At 65.5% G+C, this 18021-nt stretch carries 15 protein-coding genes; 5 read left to right on the forward strand and 10 right to left on the reverse strand.

What is annotated here, in order from left to right; all coding sequences use genetic code 11:
- The first annotated feature begins 25 nt into the window (after window positions 1-25).
- Complete coding sequence (locus ACFVVK_RS03195) at window positions 26-685, forward strand: MSMEG_4193 family putative phosphomutase (RefSeq protein WP_390263355.1); 660 nt, start codon at window positions 26-28, stop codon at window positions 683-685.
- Between the two features lie 27 nt (window positions 686-712).
- Entirely contained in the window at window positions 713-1426 is a 714-nt protein-coding gene (locus tag ACFVVK_RS03200) for an SCO1664 family protein (protein ID WP_390263358.1), read from the forward strand.
- A gap of 30 nt (window positions 1427-1456) precedes the next feature.
- Here ACFVVK_RS03200 and ACFVVK_RS03205 read toward each other — a convergent pair whose 3' ends face one another.
- Entirely contained in the window at window positions 1457-2092 is a 636-nt protein-coding gene (locus ACFVVK_RS03205) for a dihydrofolate reductase family protein (protein ID WP_390263361.1), read from the reverse strand.
- Between the two features lie 124 nt (window positions 2093-2216).
- Here ACFVVK_RS03205 and ACFVVK_RS03210 point away from each other — a divergent pair, with 124 nt between their 5' ends.
- Both ACFVVK_RS03210 and ACFVVK_RS03215 read left to right on the forward strand, forming a co-directional pair.
- Window positions 2217-2981 carry an MBL fold metallo-hydrolase gene (locus tag ACFVVK_RS03210; protein WP_390263363.1) on the forward strand — a complete coding sequence of 255 codons (765 nt, stop codon included), beginning with the start codon at window positions 2217-2219 and terminating at the stop codon, window positions 2979-2981.
- Between the two features lie 473 nt (window positions 2982-3454).
- Window positions 3455-4168, forward strand: coding sequence for a GAF and ANTAR domain-containing protein (locus ACFVVK_RS03215; RefSeq protein ID WP_390263366.1), 714 nt, complete (start codon window positions 3455-3457; stop codon window positions 4166-4168).
- 77 nt (window positions 4169-4245) lie between these two features.
- Here ACFVVK_RS03215 and acs read toward each other — a convergent pair whose 3' ends face one another.
- The 9 genes from acs to ACFVVK_RS03260 all read right to left on the reverse strand — a co-directional run bounded on the left by acs (window position 4246) and on the right by ACFVVK_RS03260 (window position 16660).
- Window positions 4246-6225 carry an acetate--CoA ligase gene (acs, locus tag ACFVVK_RS03220; protein ID WP_390263369.1) on the reverse strand — a complete coding sequence of 660 codons (1980 nt, stop codon included), beginning with the start codon at window positions 6223-6225 and terminating at the stop codon, window positions 4246-4248.
- Window positions 6226-6231: 6 nt separating this feature from the next.
- Window positions 6232-6798 (reverse strand): acetate uptake transporter, encoded by a 567-nt coding sequence (locus ACFVVK_RS03225; protein ID WP_390263372.1) that lies wholly within the window; start codon window positions 6796-6798, stop codon window positions 6232-6234.
- Between the two features lie 236 nt (window positions 6799-7034).
- Complete coding sequence (locus tag ACFVVK_RS03230) at window positions 7035-9671, reverse strand: ABC transporter (protein WP_390263375.1); 2637 nt, start codon at window positions 9669-9671, stop codon at window positions 7035-7037.
- A gap of 520 nt (window positions 9672-10191) precedes the next feature.
- Window positions 10192-10710, reverse strand: coding sequence for a bacterial transcriptional activator domain-containing protein (locus ACFVVK_RS03235; protein WP_390263377.1), 519 nt, complete (start codon window positions 10708-10710; stop codon window positions 10192-10194).
- A 424-nt stretch (window positions 10711-11134) separates the two neighbouring features.
- On the reverse strand, window positions 11135-12514 hold the full coding sequence (locus tag ACFVVK_RS03240) for a glutamate decarboxylase (RefSeq protein WP_390263379.1): 1380 nt from the start codon (window positions 12512-12514) through the stop codon (window positions 11135-11137).
- Window positions 12515-12545: 31 nt separating this feature from the next.
- Complete coding sequence (locus ACFVVK_RS03245) at window positions 12546-13247, reverse strand: hypothetical protein (RefSeq protein WP_390263381.1); 702 nt, start codon at window positions 13245-13247, stop codon at window positions 12546-12548.
- Window positions 13240-14616, reverse strand: coding sequence for a chloride channel protein (locus ACFVVK_RS03250; protein ID WP_390263383.1), 1377 nt, complete (start codon window positions 14614-14616; stop codon window positions 13240-13242). The genes ACFVVK_RS03245 and ACFVVK_RS03250 overlap by 8 nt, the downstream gene beginning before the upstream one ends.
- 276 nt (window positions 14617-14892) lie before the next feature.
- Window positions 14893-15639 (reverse strand): lytic transglycosylase domain-containing protein, encoded by a 747-nt coding sequence (locus ACFVVK_RS03255; protein ID WP_390263385.1) that lies wholly within the window; start codon window positions 15637-15639, stop codon window positions 14893-14895.
- An 82-nt stretch (window positions 15640-15721) separates the two neighbouring features.
- On the reverse strand, window positions 15722-16660 hold the full coding sequence (locus tag ACFVVK_RS03260; RefSeq protein ID WP_390263388.1) for a LysR substrate-binding domain-containing protein: 939 nt from the start codon (window positions 16658-16660) through the stop codon (window positions 15722-15724).
- A gap of 239 nt (window positions 16661-16899) precedes the next feature.
- Here ACFVVK_RS03260 and ACFVVK_RS03265 point away from each other — a divergent pair, with 239 nt between their 5' ends.
- Window positions 16900-18018: a PrpF domain-containing protein gene (locus ACFVVK_RS03265; RefSeq protein WP_390263390.1), complete on the forward strand. Its 1119-nt coding sequence runs from the start codon at window positions 16900-16902 to the stop codon at window positions 18016-18018.
- The last annotated feature ends 3 nt before the right edge of the window (window positions 18019-18021 follow it).

The following is an 18021-nucleotide window of genomic DNA, read 5'->3' on the forward strand; positions in this document are numbered from 1 at the left end:
ACCCCTGCCGCTACGCTTAGTCCTGATGAGTGAAGCAACGCCTTTGGCACCTTCAACACCGCCGAGCACCCTGCTCCTTCTGGTGCGGCACGGACAGACGCCCACCACAGGCGCGGTGCTGCCCGGGCGCGCTGCGGGACTGCACCTGTCTGACCGGGGCCGGGTCCAGGCTGAACGGGTGGCGGAACGGCTGGCCGGTCTTCCGGTCGATGCCATCTACTCCTCGCCGCTGGAGCGCGCCCGGGAGACCGCGGAGCCGGCGGCCGCCTGCACCGGGCTGGACGTGCACCTCCATACCGGCCTGACCGAATGCGACTTCGGGGAGTGGACCGGGGCCGCGCTCGCCGAAATCGCCCGCCTGCCTGAGTGGCAGAGCGTCCAGCACACCCCGTCCGCTTTCACCTTCCCGGGCGGGGAGAGTTTCCGGCAGATGCAGGCCCGGATTGTCGGCGCGCTGGAGGAGTTGCGCACCGCCCATGCCGGCGGCGTCGTCGCCTGCTTCTCCCACGCTGATCCAATCAAGGCCGCCGTCTCCCACGCGCTGGGGACGCATCTTGACCTCTTCCAACGCATCGTCGTCAGCCCTGGCTCCGTCTCGGTCATCTCCTACGTGGAGGGCCAGTCGCCGGCAGTGCTTACGGTAAATTCGACCCTGGATCCTTTGAGCGGGCTGCGGGCACTGTGATGCGGGCACCGTGAGATGGAAAGAACCGTGAGGGGGGAAGAGCCCGGCCGGGAACTGACACTGCTGGTCGATGGCCGTGTCGAACTGCTCGGGCGCATCCCGCACAGCAGCAACGCGACGTTCCTGGTCCAGCTCACCTGCGGAGACGACTCGGCCTGGGCGGTCTACAAGCCGGAGGCCGGGGAGCGGCCACTGTTCGATTTTGAGCCCGGGCTGTACCGGCGGGAACGCGCCGCGTACCTGCTCAGCGAATACCTCGAATGGGCGATCGTGCCGCCGACGGTGATCCGCGAGGACTCGCCTCTGGGGGTCGGTTCGCTGCAGTGGTTCATCGAGGGCGACGTGCGTGAGCACTACTTCACCCTCTACGCCGACTCGCCCGAAACCCATGCCGCCTTGGCGAAGATCGCCCTGTTCGACTGCATCGCCAACAACACCGACCGCAAGAGCGGGCACGTGCTGCGCGGCGACGACGGCCATGTGTGGGGCATCGACCACGGGCTGTGCTTTTCCACTGACTTCAAACTGCGCACGGTGATCTGGGACTTTGCGGCCGAGCCCATCCCGGCTGCCCTTCTCGAGGACATTATGCCGCTGGCCGACGCCGTGCCTCCCGACGTCGCCGACCTCCTCGACGGCGCAGAGGTCACCGCCGTGCAGCGCCGGGTGCAGCGCCTGCTGCGGTCGGGCGTGCTGCCGGTGGATCACACCGGCAGGCGCTACCCGTGGCCGCTCGTGTAGCTGTCTGAACTTTAGCGACAGACCGTTGGGTCAGGGAGGGCTGCTGCCCGTCGGGCCGCTGAGCACGGTGGGGATGTACTCGAGCAGCTGGAGCGGGCCGTCGAAGGTCCTGCTGTGCACCATCTGGAGCGCGACGTCCGGATAGCCGTCGTAGATCCGTTCGCTGCCGGTTCGGCCCGTGATCACCGGGAAGACGACCACTCGGAACCGGTCCACGAGGCCAGCGGCCAGCAGGGACCGGCAGAGGCTGAGGCTCCCGAGTGTGCTTAAAGGGCCGGTCCCGGTCCGTTTCATCTCCCGCACGGCCTCGACCGCGTCGCCGGTGACCAACTTCGAGTTCGGCCAACTCAGGGGTGCTTGCAGGCTGGAGGAGAAGACGACCTTGGGGACGGCCGCAAGGCCGGTCAGGGTGGCCCCCTCATCCTTGGAGAATTCCGAGTCCTCGGCCGAAGCCTCCCGCGACATGCTGGACATCAGCCGATAGGTTTTCGCCCCCAGAAGGAAGGTGTAGCCCTTCTCCCCCTCTTGCTCCAGCCACGCCAGGTATTCCGGCCCTTCCAGACCCCACCACCCGGGCCACCCCTCGGCCGAGGCATACCCGTCCAGGGAGATGATCAGGTCGACCAACAGGAACGCTGATGGCGGCTTTGCAGTTGTCTCGCCCATGGCCGTCTCCTTGGCGCCGCACTGTACCGGTGCGCCACCGACGCCCGTGCCGGCCATGCTAATCCTCGGGCGATCAGCCGTTCAAGAGGCTGCACGGACGGACGAGTTGACTAGGATGTACCGGGTGCAGCACCAATCCCAGGCGTGGAACCCCGCGACCAACGTTTCCGAGCAGGCCCCCGGCGTCTATCTCGCCGAAGGACCAGCCTCCAACTGGATCGTGGTCCGCGACCACACTGGCTTCATGCTCATTGACAGCGGTTATCCCGCCGACCGTCCCCTGGTCCTTGACTCCCTCCACTATCTGGACCTGCAGCCGGCTGACGCCCTGGCCTTGCTGATCACGCACGGTCACGTGGACCACACCGGCTCCGCGGCCCACTTCTCCGAAACGTACGGAACACCGATCCTGTGCGCCCCGGAAGAAGTGGCCCACGTCCAGGGAAAGGAAAAGCACCAGGTCACGTTCGGGAAGGTCTTCGTCCGGGCTTGGCGCCCGCGCGTCTTCCGCTGGATGATCCACGTCATCAAGGCCGGCGCCCTCACGGCGAAGCCTTCACCGGAAGCCCTGGCGTGGGACGCGGAGAAGCTCCGGAGCCTGCCCGGCTCCCCAGAAGCGATCCTGCTGCCGGGCCATACGCCAGGGAACGTGGCAATCCTTCTCCCCGAAGCGGGGGTGATCGCCGTCGGTGACTCGTTTGTCAGCGGCCATCCGCTCAGCCGAAAAACCGGACCCCAGATGCTTCACCCGATGTACCACACGGACCCGGCGGCCGCGCTGGCGGCAACCCACCGCCTGGACGGCATCAAGGCCACAGTCATCCTTCCCGGCCACGGCCCCGCGTTACACATGCCACTGCCAGAGGCGTTGGCGGTTTTGCGGAACTAGGGCGCTTCGCCGCAGCCCGGACAGCCCGCCCTCGACGGGGTCCGCCAGCCGCAGCCATGGTGGGCGCGCCGCCCCCGATCGCGACATCGCTGTCGCCGTCCCACCGTCCATTCGAGAGTTGACGCGACCTCTCGCGGCGGGCGGTGGACGTTGAATATAATGGTGGAGGATCCCGCCCGAAAGCCGGGCAGGTTTGCTCTGTGCGCCTGACGTCACAGCCTCAGCCCGATGGCTAACCCGGGGCCCTGGCCCCGTTGACTCTAGAGTGATCCCAACATAGCCGTCGTCAACCGGGCACCCGCCCAGTGCGGCATAGGCCCCGCGGCGCGGCTACCGCGGACTTATGAGAGGATCGCACCCTTGTCCGCCTCACCAGCCACCCTCGACCGCCCGGGGACTTTATTTCTGGGTCGGCCGCGGCCGCGCAGGCCGTCCCGCATCAGTGCGGCCGTTACTCCCAACGGGTACCTCTGATGGACGCCGACCTGCCCCTCGCGGACGAGCTCGCCGCCCTCACGGCCCGGCTCGCCGACCTGCTACTGACTCACGACACCGTCGATGAAGCCGTCCTTGCCCTTGCCCAAGCCCTGGTAGAAGCGATTCCGGGAACCGCCGGGGCCGGCGTCAGCCTGATGGATGGCTGGGGCCGCCGCACAAGTACGGCATCAACCGATCCGGTGGTGCTGGACGCGGATCAACTGCAGTACGACCTCGGACAGGGTCCCTGCCTCAGCGCCTGGGCCCAGCAGACAACTATGAATGTAGAGGACACCCACACGGAAACGCGCTGGCCTACCTGGACCCGGGCTGTCGCCGATCTGCCACTGCGGTCTGTGATCAGCTCCCCGCTCTTGACCCGCGACGGCGCGATCGGGGCCCTGAAGGTTTACTCCCCTGCCCCTGGCGGATTCGATTCCAGGGCCGTCCGAGTGATCGAGCTTCTCGCCCGCCCAGCAGCCCTGATGCTCGCTAACACCCTTGCTCGGGACTCGGCGCAGCGGCTGAGTGACGGGCTCATCCGGGCACTGGGAGACCGCGACGCGGTGAGAACGGCTACCGGGGTCCTCATGGAACGCTTCCACCTTGGCCGTGACCTGGCCCTCGCCACCCTCATCACCGGTTCCAGGGAGCGGCACGAACCGCTGAACCAGCTTTCCCGCGAAATCATCGGCGACGCGCAGCTCTAGAACGGCATCACCGCGGGGATCTGGCGCGCTTATCGAAGCGTCCTTGGCCTTGCTAAAGGCGTGCCCAAGCCGCACCACTAATGCGCCCCGCCGGCGCCGCCTGGCATGCCGGCCTTGATCAGCTCCATGACGGACGAGTCCGCCAGAGTGGTGACATCCCCGACCGGTCTGTCCTGCGCCACGTCTTTGAGGAGGCGTCGCATGATCTTGCCGGACCGGGTCTTAGGCAGCTCGGCCACCACCATGATCTGCCGGGGCCGGGCGATTTTGCCGATTTCCTTGGCCACATGTTCCCGCAGCTCCTGAACGACTTCCGGTCCGCCGTCACCCGCCTCGCTGCGCAAGATGACGAAGGCGACGATGGCCTGCCCGGTGGTGTCGTCGAGGGCGCCGACGACGGCGGCTTCGGCGACTTTAGGATGGGCGACGAGCGCCGATTCGATTTCCGTCGTCGAAAGCCGGTGTCCGGCCACGTTCATCACGTCGTCCACCCGGCCGAGAAGCCAGATGTCCCCGTCCTCGTCCTTCTTCGCGCCGTCCCCGGCGAAGTAAAGGCCCGGGAACCGTGCCCAGTACGTCTCCACGTACCGGTCGTTGTCACCCCAGATGGTGCGCAACATGGATGGCCAGGGCTCCCTGAGGACCAGGTAGCCGCCGGAGCCGTTAGCCACCGGCGCGCCCGCGTCGTTTACGACGTCGGCCACGATCCCGGGCAGGGCCCTCATGGCGGCGCCGGGTTTGCCTGCTGTAATGCCCGGCAGCGGACTGATCATGATGGAGCCGGTCTCGGTCTGCCACCAAGTGTCCACGACGGGCGTCTGGTTGTGCCCGATGTTCTCCCGGTACCAGATGTAGGCAGCCGGATTGATGGGCTCGCCCACGGTGCCGATCACCCGCAGACTCTCGAGGCTGTACTTGGCCGGTATCTGGGCGCCCCATTTCATGAATGTCCGGATGGCGGTCGGGGCACAGTAGAGAATCGAGACCTTGTACTTGTCGATGATTTCCCACCAGCGGCCCTGATGCGGGGTGTCCGGTGTGCCCTCGTACAGCACGGACGTGGCACCGTTGGCCAGGGGTCCATACACGATGTAGCTGTGCCCGGTAACCCAGCCGATGTCCGCGGCTGTCCAGAAAATGTCGGACTCGGCTTTTAGGTCGAACACTGCCCAGTGGGTGTAGGCGCACGCCGTGAGGTAGCCGCCGGTGGTGTGCAGGATGCCCTTGGGCTTGCCCGTGGTGCCCGAGGTGTACATCACGTACAGGGGATGTTCAGCGTCGAAGGCCTCGGCGCGGTGATCTACGGATGCCAGCTCCACCGATTCGTGCCACCAGATGTCGCGGTCAGGTGTCCAGTCCACGTCCTGGCCTGTGCGTCGGACCACCAGGACGTTGCGAACCTCCGGGCAGTCCAGCAGGGCCTCGTCGACGGCGGCCTTCAACCCGTTGGCCTTGCCGCGGCGGTAGGCGCCGTCGGAGGTGATGACGATCCGCGCATCGCAGTCGTGGATCCGCGTCCGGAGAGCGTCCGCAGAAAACCCGCCGAACACGACTGTGTGCGGTGCTCCGATTCGCGCACAGGCAAGCATCGCCACGACGGTCTCCGGAATCATGGGCATGTATATGGCCACCCGGTCTCCGGAGGTGACGCCCAAGTCGGTCAGCGTGTTCGCTGCTTGGCAGACCAGGCGGGTGAGCTGGGCATACGTGATCGTGCGGGAGTCCCCGGCCTCGCCTTCAAAGTAGTAGGCGACCCTCTCTCCGCGGCCGGCAGCCACATGCCGGTCGAGGCAGTTATAGGCGGCATTGAGCCTGCCCCCGACGAACCATTTGGCGAATGGCGGATTGGACCAGTCCAGGACCCCGCTCCATTTTTGGGTCCAGTCGAGCCGCTCAGCCTGCCGCGCCCAAAACGCCAGCCTGTCGCCGTCGGCTTCCTCGTAATCCGACGGCGTGACGTTGGCTTGGGCGGAAAAGCCGGCTTCCGGTGGAAAGCGCCGCTGTTCGTGCAACAGGTTTGCGAGGGTCTCATCCGCTTCCGTTGGGTCTGCGGCCATCGCCGGTCACCGTCGTCCCACCGAAAGCACAGTCCGTTTGTAGGTGGCGTTCGCGACCACCGCGAGGGAGCAGTACCAGGCTACAAGCGCCGTCACGATGCCCAGCCAGCCGCCCAGCATCGTCAGTCCGGCGGCCCCGGAAAAGGCGCCGAGAAACAGCGCAATAAAGGTCAGGGTCAGGAAGACGAAAACGGCAAAGACGCCCATGCTGACCCGCCACGCGGAAAGGGTCATGTACGCGGTAAAAATTGCCCAGGCCAGGAGGTAAAGGCCCACCCCTTTGCTGGCATCCGCGGCCGGAAGGCTGCCCGCGCTGAACTGGCTCAAGAACCAGAAGGACAGCCAGAAGGCCCCGTAGGAGCAAAAGGCCGTGGCGCCAAAGACGTTGCGGTTGGCAAATTCCCAGATTCCCGCGGCGAACTGCGCCATACCGCCGTAGAACAGTGCAAGTCCCAGGACTACGGGTTCGACCGTTTTCGGGATCAGGCCGGCGTTGATGACGCTGAGGACAAAGGTAGTCAGCGCGAAAGCGCCCAGGCCTAGAGCCGCCGGATCGGCGAAGGGTTGGCTCATGCCCGCCTGTGGAGACACACTGCTTTGGTTTGGTCGGAGATTTTCAGCCCTGCGACCACTTCCCGCCGGAACGGTCCCCGCCGCGGAGCTTGATTCGGTACTCATGGCACGACTCCTTGGTCAGCACCAGCACCATCGCTGGTGACGCCGATCAGACTACACCTGAGTATGCAAGGGCAACATCGGAACCGATGGGGGTTCCCGTCGCGCCATGATGCGGCGCAGACCGACGTACGTCATTGCCCCATCTGGCATGCGGCGGCGAGGTATGGGGCGGTCCGGCTCTCCCTGGATCCCGCGACCGTGGCGGGTGTGCCGGCTGCGACGATTTTGCCACCGGCGTCGCCGTCGGCCGGCCCCAGATCGATCACCCAGTCTGCCGCGGCCACAACATCCATTTCGTGTTCCACCAGGACCACCGTGTTTCCCGCGTCGACGAGCCGGTGCAGCTGTGCCATGAGCAGCTGGATGTCGGCCGGATGCAGGCCCGTGGTGGGTTCATCCAGCAGGTACAGCGTGTGGCCACGGCGTGCCCGCTGCAGCTCGGTGGCGAGCTTGATGCGCTGGGCCTCCCCGCCGGATAGTTCGGTGGCGGGCTGTCCGAGCCGCAGGTAGCCCAGCCCGACGTCCCGGAGGGTCTGGAGGCTGCGGGCCGCCGGCGAAATGTCCTCGAGGAATTCAGCGGCCGCGTCCACTGTCATGCCCAGGACGTCGGCAACGGTCTTGCCGCGGTAGGTGATCTCAAGGGTTTCAGGGTTGTAGCGCGAACCGCGGCATTCCGGGCAGGGACCGTAGCTGCCCGGCAGGAACAGCAGCTCCACTGCCACGAACCCCTCGCCCTGGCAGGTTTCGCAACGCCCGCCGGCCACGTTGAAGGAGAAGCGCCCGGCCCCGTATCCGCGGGTCCGTGCCGCGTCCGTGGCCGCGAACTCCTTGCGCACTGCATCGAAGAGCCCTGTGTACGTGGCCAGATTGGACCGGGGCGTGCGGCCGATGGGCTTTTGGTCCACTGTTACCAGCCGGTCCACCAGGTGCAAGCCGGTCACGGTTCCTACGCTCAGCGGCGTGCCGGGATCACCGGCGTCGGTCGTCTGGTCCTCATCGGTGTCAGCGGTGACACCGTCGCCGTGAAGCTCCGCTCCAACCACCCCGGCCAGAACGTGACTGACCAGCGTCGACTTGCCCGAACCGGAGACTCCGGTCACCGCCGTCAGGACCTGCAACGGGAAGGAGGCGTCAAGGCCGCGGAGGTTGTGGCGCGTGATGTCGCTCAGCTCCAGCCAGCCGCCCGGCTCCCGACGGCGGCTGGCGCGGACGCTGCTGTCAGGCGCGCCGGTGCGGTAATCGCCGCCGGTGCTGCCGCCGTCGTCAGCACCGCCCCTGGATCCGTCCGGAAGGAGGAACGGGCGCGTGACGGAGGCCCCGACGGCGGCGAGGCCGTCCACCGGGCCGCTGTACAGCACTTCGCCGCCGCCTTCCCCGGCGCGCGGGCCGACGTCCACGAGCCAGTCGGCGTGGCGGACAATGTCCATGTTGTGCTCGACAACGAACACGGAGTTGCCGGAGGACTTGAGCTGCTCCAGAACTGCCAGGAGGGGCTCGGCGTCAGCAGGGTGCAGCCCGGCAGAGGGCTCGTCCAGCACGTAGACCACCCCAAACAGCCCCGAGCGGAGCTGGGTGGCAATCCGGAGGCGCTGCATCTCGCCCGGGGACAAGGTGGGTGTCGGCCGGCCCAGGGCGAGGTAGCCAAGCCCGAGATCCAACAGGACCATAACGCGCTGGAGGAGATCACGCGTGATGGCGACTGCCACCTCGGTGCCTTCGCCCGACGACTGCTGGCCGGGCGTCAGCGTTCGGGACGCCGTTCCGGCGTCCTTCAACTCGGTGGTCGGGCGGATCACGTCCGCCAGCTCGGCCAGTGGAATGGCATTGAGTTCGGCGATGGTCCTGCCGGCGAAGGTCACTGCCAGGGCCTCGGGCGTGAGTCCGCTGCCGCCGCACCGCGGGCAGGGGCCGGTCTCCATGAACCGGAGCACCCGCTCGCGCATCGTGTTGCTCTTGGAATCGGCGAGGGTGTGCAGCACGTAGCTCTTGGCGCTCCAGAACCGGCCCTTGTACGGCTTGGCCACCCGGTCCCGCTGAGGCGTGATTTCCACTACGGGCTGTTCCTCGGTGAAAAGGATCCAGTCGCGGTGTTTCCTGGGCAGCTTACGCCAGGGGGTGTCCACGTCGTAGCCGAGGTGAATGAGGATGTCGCGCAGGTTCTTGCCCTGCCAGGCAGTCGGCCATGCCGCGATGGCTCCCCCACGGATGCTCAGGGAAGGGTCGGGAACCATGGCGGCTTCGCTCACGGAGTGCGCAACGCCGAGGCCGTGGCATTCTGGGCACGCCCCGGCGGCCGTGTTGGGCGAGAAGGCGTCCGAGTCCAGCGGAGTCGCATCCGCCGGGTAGCTGCCTGCGCGCGAGAAAAGCATACGGAGGGAGTTGGACAGTGTTGTCACGGTCCCCACCGTGGACCGGCTGCTGGGCGTGCCGCGGCGCTGTTGAAGCGCGACGGCGGGAGGCAGTCCCGTGATCATTTCAACTTTGGGGTTGTGTCCCTGTTGGATGAGCCGGCGGGCGTACGGTGCTACGGATTCGAAGTACCGGCGCTGGGCTTCGGCGTAGATTGTCCCGAATGCCAGGGAGGACTTGCCTGACCCCGATACGCCGGTGAAGGCGACGATCGCGTCACGCGGGACGGCCACGTCCACGTTGCGGAGGTTGTTCTCGCGGGCGCCGCGCACCCGGACAAAGCCATCGGTGCCGTCATCGGAGCCCAGTGCGGCCGGGGCCGGCGCGGGCAGGTCAGAAGCATTCTGAGTTTTTTGCATCGCTTCGACTCTAGCGGCGATCGCGTTAGGGGCGTTCTCTGTGCGCTTCATTCGTGCATGAACTACGGGGCGAATCTCCGAAGGGCATCATGTGACGTGCGAATGTTCAGGGTACTACCAGAAAATCTTGAGTTGGGTCTGAGAGACTGCTCGGTGGATTAGGGTGCCAGCGTTGGTGAGCCGGATCAGCCTATTCACTTGATGGCCGCAGCGACGGGAGCCGATGGGATGGGCAGGACAGTGTCCGATGACTTATATGGGCCGAACGGTGGGCCGCCCACCCAGGCAACCTTGGTAATTCGAATCTGGAGGGATCGGGAAAGTCCCGAACCCTTCCGTGCACGGATCATCGCTGGATGGCCGGAAGGTGACGAACCCGCGGTGAGTTATGCTCGCGGCCGGGCAGAAGTCGTCGCAGCGGTGAACCGTTGGCTAGATACCATCCCTGACGCTTAGGAACTTGGCCGGTCCGCCCACAGCAGGTTTCCGCCCGGAGATAACAACGCCGAAGTGGACGCGCTCACGAAACGTCGGCAACGAGGCGCCGAATGGCCTCTGACGGCACCAGGCCCATGTCCTCGTTTAGCTTGGTTCGATATTTTTCGAAGGCTCGAAGCGCGGCAGCATTGTTGCCCTGCCGCCTTTGAGCCTGAATGAGAAGGCCAACCGCGCTCTCATAGAGCGGTTCAAGTTCCAGCGCTGCCTCCGATGCTTCCAAGGCAACCTCAAAGTCGCCGCGCGCCAGTGATTCGCGGCCAATGTTGTGGAACGCGTGGAGCCGGTCCTGCCGCAGTCTGCTCTGTTCAAAGAGCACCCAGTCGTCGTACCAGCCCGGGAGCAGTTCGGCCTCGCGTAAGAGGTTCAGGGACGAAGCAGCATTCCCGTCGACGCCGGATTGGCCCAGCTCTCGAATACACGACCGGACGCGGTGCAAGTCGACGTCCACCGAATCGCTGAGCGATAGCTCGGTGCCCCCGTTAACCAGCAGACCCGGCACCTGCCGTGAAACCAGGTGCATGCTGACGCGCAGACTCTCCATGGCCCGAGTCTCGGAACTCTCCGGCCACAGGAGCCCGACCAAATAGCTTCGAGGGCGGGGGCCATGGATGGCGAGGGCAGTTATGAGCCGCTGTTGACGCGCCGCGACATGCAGGATGCACGAGTCCTTGCGGAGTTTCCACGTTTGGAACAGGCTCAGCTGAAAATGGCAAAAGTCGCCGCTTCCCATTGCTACCCCCAAATCCAGCGCCACTGCGAGCTGGAACAGTCCTAGCCACGAGGATCCGCAATTCGGTATGGGATGTCAATGGGCCGTTGCATCTGGCACTTTTGTGAAGCGAAAGCTCGCGCGTGGCGGTTATCGCCATCGATATAGGCCCTAGAATTCGGGCCAGAAGGCCCTAGTGACGACGTTTCCAGAGCAGCACCGCGGCCTGCGCCTGATGTGTCACCCTTGCACCAGGTCAATGGCCGGGGCCGGTGACGATCTTGTTTCGTTCGGATTCGTGCGCGCCTCCCTTTTTAGCCAGCGTGGAGCACGCCTCTTCGATGTCTCGGGCGAGCGTGTCGACGTGCTCGCGGCTCAGCGTTTCCTTGACCAGGGCACGCATGATCGTCACGTCTTGGGCGTTCGGCGGTAGGGTGTATGCCGGCACCATCCAGCCGCGCTCGGCCGCGAGCTGCCAGGCAATGTCGAACTCGTCGTACCCGGTGTCGGCCGCGAGCCGGAACGCGACCAGGGGAAGTTGCTCCTCGTCGCGACCGATGATCTCGAAGCGGCCCATGGCGTCCAGCTTCTCGGCGAGGACGCGGGCGTTGGCCTGCATGTTCTGCATGATGTAGGTGTAACCGGCCCGACCGTAACGCACGAAGTTGTAGTACTGGGCGAGAACCATCGACGAACCGGTGGAGAAGTTCAGGGTGAAGGTCGAATCGGTCTTGCCGAGATAGTTCTCCTCGAAGACGAGGTCCTTGGCCAGATCGGCCCTCTCCCGGAAGATCAGCCAGCCGATGCCGGGATAGACCAGTCCGAACTTGTGCCCGGAGACGTTGATGGAGTGGACCTGTTCGAGCCGGAAGTCCCACTCGGAGTCCGGGTAGAGGAAGGGCCAGACGAACCCCCCGCTGGCCCCGTCAACGTGTAACGGCACATCAAGGCCCCGCTCACGTTTGATCCGTACCAGGAGGTCGTTGATGCCGACGACGTCGTCCTTGTGCCCGGTGAACGTCGTACCCAGCACGGCTGCGACGCCGATGGTGTTCTCATCGACATGGGCCTGCACGTCGTCGGGGCCGATCGTGTACTTCCCCGGCTGCAGCGGCACGATCCGCGGCTCGACGTCGAAGTAGCGGCAGAACTTCTCCCACACGACATGGACGTCGCCGCCGAACACAAGGTTAGGGCTCGACGTCGACGCGCCGGCGGCCTCGCGGCGTTTGCGCCAGTTCCACTTCAGGGACAGACCGCCGAGCATGATCGCCTCGGACGATCCCTGGGTTCGGGCTCCTGTCGTCTCGCCGGGCGCGTGGAAGAGGTCGGCGAGCATCCGGATGCAGCGCTGCTCGATCTCGGCGGTGCGGGGATATTCGGCGTGGTCGATGAAATTCCGGTGCAGGTTCTCGGCGATGATCTGCTGGGCCTGCGGCTCCATCCATGTCGTCACGAAGGTCGCCAGGTTCCGGGCCGGATCACCCTCCAGCGCCAGGTCCTCCGCCACCAGCCGCAGGGCGTCCTGAGCAGGCATGCCGGTCTCCGGGAACTCCCGGCTCGGAACCTCCTGGGTGACAAATCGGTTGCCGAACAGCGCCACGTCGGCATCGGTCGGCTGGGAATTTACTGACATCACTTCTCCTTCGAAGATTGTTGAAAGGGGGTTACGGATGGGTTCCCCGGTCCGCAGGAACCGAGGCGTCGGTGGATTCGGGACCCAACATCAGAATCGCGCCGGTGAGGAAGCACAGGGCTCCCACGAGTGTGCCGAGATTGGACAGTTCGGCGTTCCAGACATCGCCGCTCGACGGTATGACAAAGGCCGCGGCAGCCGAGATGCCGAACGCAACAGAGCCGGCCACGTTGATCACGCCGATCTTCCACGTCCGGGGCCTGGGCCGGCCAGCAACGGCGCCGCGACCGGCATCCCGCAACGCCACGCCGCTTGCAACGAGGAAGGCGACTGAACCCAGAGCGTCGGGTCGCCACACCCGTTGCTCGGTCAGCGCCGCGCTGAGATTGTCCCGCAGCGCGTTTCCCGTACTCCAGTTGAACCACAGCGTGCCGGCAAGCTGGACCGAGCCAGCGAGCCAGCCGAGGTTCTGCGGGGCCCACACCCAAAACGATGGGCGCCGCGTGGCACCCACGGCTGGAAGGGCGTCAACGGCTTCGCGGTACTGCAGGAACGCCGCAGAGGTGAAGAACAGCGAACCGACGAAGAAGGTGGCTGCACACAAGCGCAATCCCACGGCCTCGGCGTATAGCGGGACCGCCCCCAAGGCGAACAGACTCGAGCCGATGATGAACAACCAGGCGGTCCACCGGCCCCGTACTGTCGAACGGCCCGCTCCCGAGCTCTCAGTCATGGTCGGCCCCCGAGGGAGCCCGATGGTGGACGCTGCCGGCAGCGTCAGGCGCCTCGGAGGCCCGCGGGCCCGGGACCGGGAGCACGTTGGTGATCACGAAGGCCACCGCCACGGCCACCACCACCTGGGGTGTCACGGCCACACCGTCCACCCCCAGCAGCAGCGTGGCCAGCAACGTCGATGTCAACGGCAGCCGCAGCATAGCTGCGCACATGGCTCCTATGCCCATGCCGATCGCTGCCGCAAGATTCATTCCGGGCAGCCCACCGGCAGCAATACCGAGCGCCGCACCGATGAACATCGACGGGAACACCGGCCCACCACGAAATGCGCTTAGCGAGAGCCCGTAGGCCAAAGTCTTGCAAGCGATCAGCAGGACCAGCACAGGAAGCGAATAGCTCGCGGCGTGTTCGACCAGCTCCGGGAGTGCATCCTGCCCCGAGAACAACACCTGGGTGAAGCTTTGCCCAGAGATCAGCTGGTACGTCGTCGCGGTCAGCCCGACCAGCAGGCCGAGCGCCGACGTCACCAGCACCCGGTTCAGATGTACGACCGGACGAAGTGACAGCGCCACCCAGCGGATCAACCATCCCAACAGCGCACCGGCCACACCCATGACCACCGCCCAAGCCAACGTAGCCAATGTCGGCGGCTCCGCAGGCGGCACCACAGGCAGTGCCAGCGAGAAGCTGCCCAACCCAGTCCAGCCGTCCAAGCCGACGAACACCAGCGCCCCTACGCCAGAAGCGAGCAGCCCGGGGAGTGCCATCAGACTCAGAGTCATTCCCCCAATGCCGGCGGCCTCCATGATCAGGAATGCCCCGAGCACCGGAGACCCGAGCAGGGTACTGATCGCTGCGAAGCTGCCTGCCGACGCCATGATCGTCAGGGCCATCGGCGGAGCGTCCTTCTTCACTAGGTGCACCGCCACCGCCCCGAGGCCGCCACCGATCGCGATCAGCGGCGCCTCGGGTCCGAGCACCGCACCCAGGCTGAGCGTGGTCAGCGCCGCGAGAACAATGCCCACCAGTTCCCGACCGGTGGGCGGACCGCCGCCCGTCTTGAATCCGAAAGCAGGTGAGTGGCCGCCGGTTCCCGGCAGATACCGGACGGTCAACGCCGTCAACAGCCCACACAGCACCAACCACGGAACCGGCCACCACGCAGGAGCCGGACCGCCGAGGACTTGATTCGGCAGCCCGTAGAAGATGTACCGCTGGACCGCCGCGACCAAAGCGAGAAAGCCGTACGCAATGGCCGAAATGGGAACGCCCAAGACCGCTGCCAGCAGGAGCGCAGCGATGTACGGCCTGGAACGAATTACGACGACCGGATCGAAGCTGGGCGGCGACGCGGCAGGCTCGCTCATTGCCGGCAACCCTGCGCGCCTGTGACGATCCGAAAGTCCGGGAAAAAGGGTTGGGTGCGCCCTTGGTGACAGATGAGCATCCCTTCTCCTTCCGCCGGCCGCCGCTAGACGGCGGAGCCTTTAGGGAGGTCTCACAAGCAATTGAGGCTGGTCACAATCGCATGTTCGCCAAGCTAACGCTTCGCGTGGGGGCTGTCTTCACCCAATGCGGGTGAACTGGCGACGACGGCGCCAGTAACCAGCCCGCGGAATCATTCGGCTAATCAGCCCATAACCTCATTCGGCGGTGCCCGTCTTCGCGGCGTATGCGGCGGCCTGGGCCTGCACTTGGCGGATGTAGGGATCGGACTGGTTGTAGGAGTAGATGGCATCCGTCCACCCCTGCGCGGTTGTGAGGTCACGGCCGTGGGCGCACAGATAGGTCGCCGCGCTGAGGGCGGCGTCGTCGATATTGAACGGGTCCGCTGTTCCGTCCCCGTTCCCGTCCCGCCTTACAAGCTGCCAGGTGGAGGGAATGAACTGCATGGGTCCGACGGCGTGGTCCCAGCGGGCGTCGCCGTCCAGGGCACCGGCGTCCGTGTCCGCGATGGCCGCGAATCCGGCACCGTTGAGACTCGGGCCCACAATTGGGCCGCTCGCCTGCCCTGCGGTGTTAAGGCTGCCGCCGCCGTAAGTTCCGTGCGCTGATTCGACGAAGCCGACGGCCGCCACCGTATTCCACCCGATCCCGCACCTCGGATTGGCTTCGTTGGCCGTGGCGGCCGCAGCAACATAGGCCCGGAGCGCGCGGGCAGGGATTCCGGTCTGCACGGCAGCCCGGTTGAGCCACTGGGCATCCGGGCTCCGGGTTACGTTCACAGCCGTGGTGATGCCGGCGGACAACATTTTCGCCCCCGCCCGCGGCGGTGGCGAAAGGACCCCGCGGGCGTCTGCGCCGGGCTGCCTGATGGCCCAGAACGAGAATGCGGTGATAACGCAAACCGCGAACAGGCTGAAGACCATGAGGCGTTTTAGACGGAGCACAGACTAATCAAACCACGGCACCCACGGCTGCCTCACCGCCCCTTCTTCTCCCGACAGCTACGTGCTGCAACCCCGTCCCGGCCTAGACGTAGTCCCCGACATGTTCGCGGGCGATTTCCAAGAGGGTCGAGTGGAAAGCGACCTCTGCCGGGGCGTAGACCTTGTCTTGGCGTTGGGCCAGCAATACGCGCCGCATGGGCGCGGCCGCACCGAGGCTGACTACCCTAACGTCGGGGTGCTGAAGTGCTACCGCGGTTTTGGGCACCATGGCCACGCCCATGCCGACGCTGACCATCGCCTGGGCCTCTTGGTAGTCGTTGGCCAGGAAGCCAATGGTCGGCTCGAACCCGGCGTCGTGGGCGGAGCGTTGCAGGACCTCGACCACCGGATGGGCCTCCGCGCGAACTATCCACGACTCCTTACGCAGCTCCTCCATCTTCACCTCGTCCCGGTCGGCCAGGGGGTGCCCGCGCGCTACCAGGATTACGGTGCTCTCCTGGAAGACCTCTGTTATCCGGATGGAGTCGTCGTGGAACCGGTTCCAGGGATAGTCCCAGAGCAGGCACAGTCCGGTGACTCCGGATTCGAGGTCAGACACAAGTTCGTCGAAGCGTGCGCTGCGGACGGAGAGGCCAATCGCGGGGTAGCGCTTCTTGAAGGCGCGGATGACAAGGGGCAAAAATGATCCGGCGAGTGTGGGGAACGTGCCGACGGTCAGGGAGCCGCGCCTCAGGCCGGCGATCTGGTCCAGGTCGGACTGGGCTGCCCGCATCTGTCCAATGATCTTGCGGGCATGTCCGGCCAGCACCTGGCCCGCCTCTGTTGGCGCAACCCCGCGGGAGCGGCGGTTGAGCAGGGGCTGCCCGACTTCCTGTTCGAGCTTCCGCAGCTGCTGGGAAACTGCGGACGGGGTGTACATCATCAACTCAGCGGCCGCGGTGATCGACCCCTGCTCGACGACCTCCACCAGCAGGGCCAAGCGGCGGATGTCGAATAAATCCTGGCGCTCATCGTTAAGCAACGGTTCACCCTTCTGTCTGTTTGGTTCATTCTATGCAAACCCGGTCAAACGTGCGCGGCCAGCGGCCTGTCTGGCGCCTGCAGGAGGGCAAGGAACCGGGCTGCAGGGCCCTACCGTCGATGAATTAAGCATCTCTACATCCCCCATCAATTATTGAACATTGTCTTCAATTGTGATCCGGCTCATTCTGTTATCAGGCCCCAGACAGATGTGCAGTACTAGGAGATGCAGGGAACACGATGAAGATTGAAGCTGAATGGATGCGCGGAGGGACCAGCAAGTGCTGGGTCTTCGAAACGGATCACCTGGACGAGACCCGTACCAGCCTCGATGAGTTGCTGCCCCGGTTGTTCGGAAGTCCGGACTCCCGGCAGATTGACGGTGTCGGCGGAGCAACGTCAACAACCAGCAAGGCCATGATTCTTCGCCGGCCCGCCGACGACGACGTTGACGTCGAGTTCACCTTCGCCCAGGTCGGCATCGAAGAGGCAGCAGTGGACTGGAGCAGCAACTGCGGGAACTGCTCCGCAGTAGTCGGCCTCTACGCGATCGAAAAGGGTTGGGTGACCCCCCGCGGGGATAACACCCGCATCGTTACCCGCAACACCAACACCGGCCAGATCATCATCCAGCGGGTCGCCACTCCCGCAGGCGCCCTGCCGATCGTTCCGGATGCTCAGATGCCCGGTGTTGCGTTTCCCGGCTACCGGGTCGGTCTCGGCTTCCAGGACCCGGCCGGCAAGACTACTGGAAAATTGCTGCCCACCGGTGAGGCTACCGACACGATACTCGCCGGCGGAACCCGCTGGACTGTATCGATGGTCGACGCCGGAGCGCCGGTAGTCATCGTCCGCGCCGAGGAGTTGGGCCTGAACATCGCCCGATACGACAGCTGGATCGCCGGAGTGGAATTACACCTGGAAACTCTGGATCATATCCGCCGACAAGCTGCCGTCCGCATGGGGCTGGCACCAACGATCGTCGAAGCTGCCCGCGCCATCCCCAAACTGGCCATTGTCGCCTCCCCCACGCAGTCGGACCCTGACTGCGACGTCAACGTCATGATGCTGTCGATGGGAAAGCCCCACCCTGCGCTGGCCATCACCGGCAGCATCGCCCTGACGCTCGCCGCACGGACCGCGGGCACCCTACTCAACAGCATTACAGGCGACACGCCGCGGCCCACGCTGAGGCTACGCACTCCCGCGGGAGTGATTGAGACCTGGAGCGAGGAGCGCCAAGGCTCCCTACTGGTCGGCGTCGACCGAACGGCCCGCACCATCGCTACCACCACCATCCATCTCCCGGAGGCACTCGGCAGCGCCGTCGAAGCCTCACTAGCATCCGCCACTCAATGAGGA

This window comes from Arthrobacter sp. NPDC058192, from assembly GCF_042883665.1.
Classification (GTDB): domain Bacteria; phylum Actinomycetota; class Actinomycetes; order Actinomycetales; family Micrococcaceae; genus Arthrobacter.

What these genes read in the sequence shown, in the direction of transcription:
- ACFVVK_RS03195 (WP_390263355.1), top strand. Translation starts at nt 26, where the DNA reads ATGAGTGAAGCAACGCCTTTGGCACCTTCAACACCGCCGAGCACCCTG.
- ACFVVK_RS03205 (WP_390263361.1), bottom strand. Translation starts at nt 2,092, where the DNA reads ATGGGCGAGACAACTGCAAAGCCGCCATCAGCGTTCCTGTTGGTCGAC.
- ACFVVK_RS03215 (WP_390263366.1), top strand. Translation starts at nt 3,455, where the DNA reads ATGGACGCCGACCTGCCCCTCGCGGACGAGCTCGCCGCCCTCACGGCC.
- acs (WP_390263369.1), bottom strand. Translation starts at nt 6,225, where the DNA reads ATGGCCGCAGACCCAACGGAAGCGGATGAGACCCTCGCAAACCTGTTG.
- ACFVVK_RS03225 (WP_390263372.1), bottom strand. Translation starts at nt 6,798, where the DNA reads ATGAGCCAACCCTTCGCCGATCCGGCGGCTCTAGGCCTGGGCGCTTTC.
- ACFVVK_RS03230 (WP_390263375.1), bottom strand. Translation starts at nt 9,671, where the DNA reads ATGCAAAAAACTCAGAATGCTTCTGACCTGCCCGCGCCGGCCCCGGCC.
- ACFVVK_RS03235 (WP_390263377.1), bottom strand. Translation starts at nt 10,710, where the DNA reads ATGGAGAGTCTGCGCGTCAGCATGCACCTGGTTTCACGGCAGGTGCCG.
- ACFVVK_RS03240 (WP_390263379.1), bottom strand. Translation starts at nt 12,514, where the DNA reads ATGTCAGTAAATTCCCAGCCGACCGATGCCGACGTGGCGCTGTTCGGC.
- ACFVVK_RS03245 (WP_390263381.1), bottom strand. Translation starts at nt 13,247, where the DNA reads ATGACTGAGAGCTCGGGAGCGGGCCGTTCGACAGTACGGGGCCGGTGG.
- ACFVVK_RS03250 (WP_390263383.1), bottom strand. Translation starts at nt 14,616, where the DNA reads ATGAGCGAGCCTGCCGCGTCGCCGCCCAGCTTCGATCCGGTCGTCGTA.
- ACFVVK_RS03265 (WP_390263390.1), top strand. Translation starts at nt 16,900, where the DNA reads ATGAAGATTGAAGCTGAATGGATGCGCGGAGGGACCAGCAAGTGCTGG.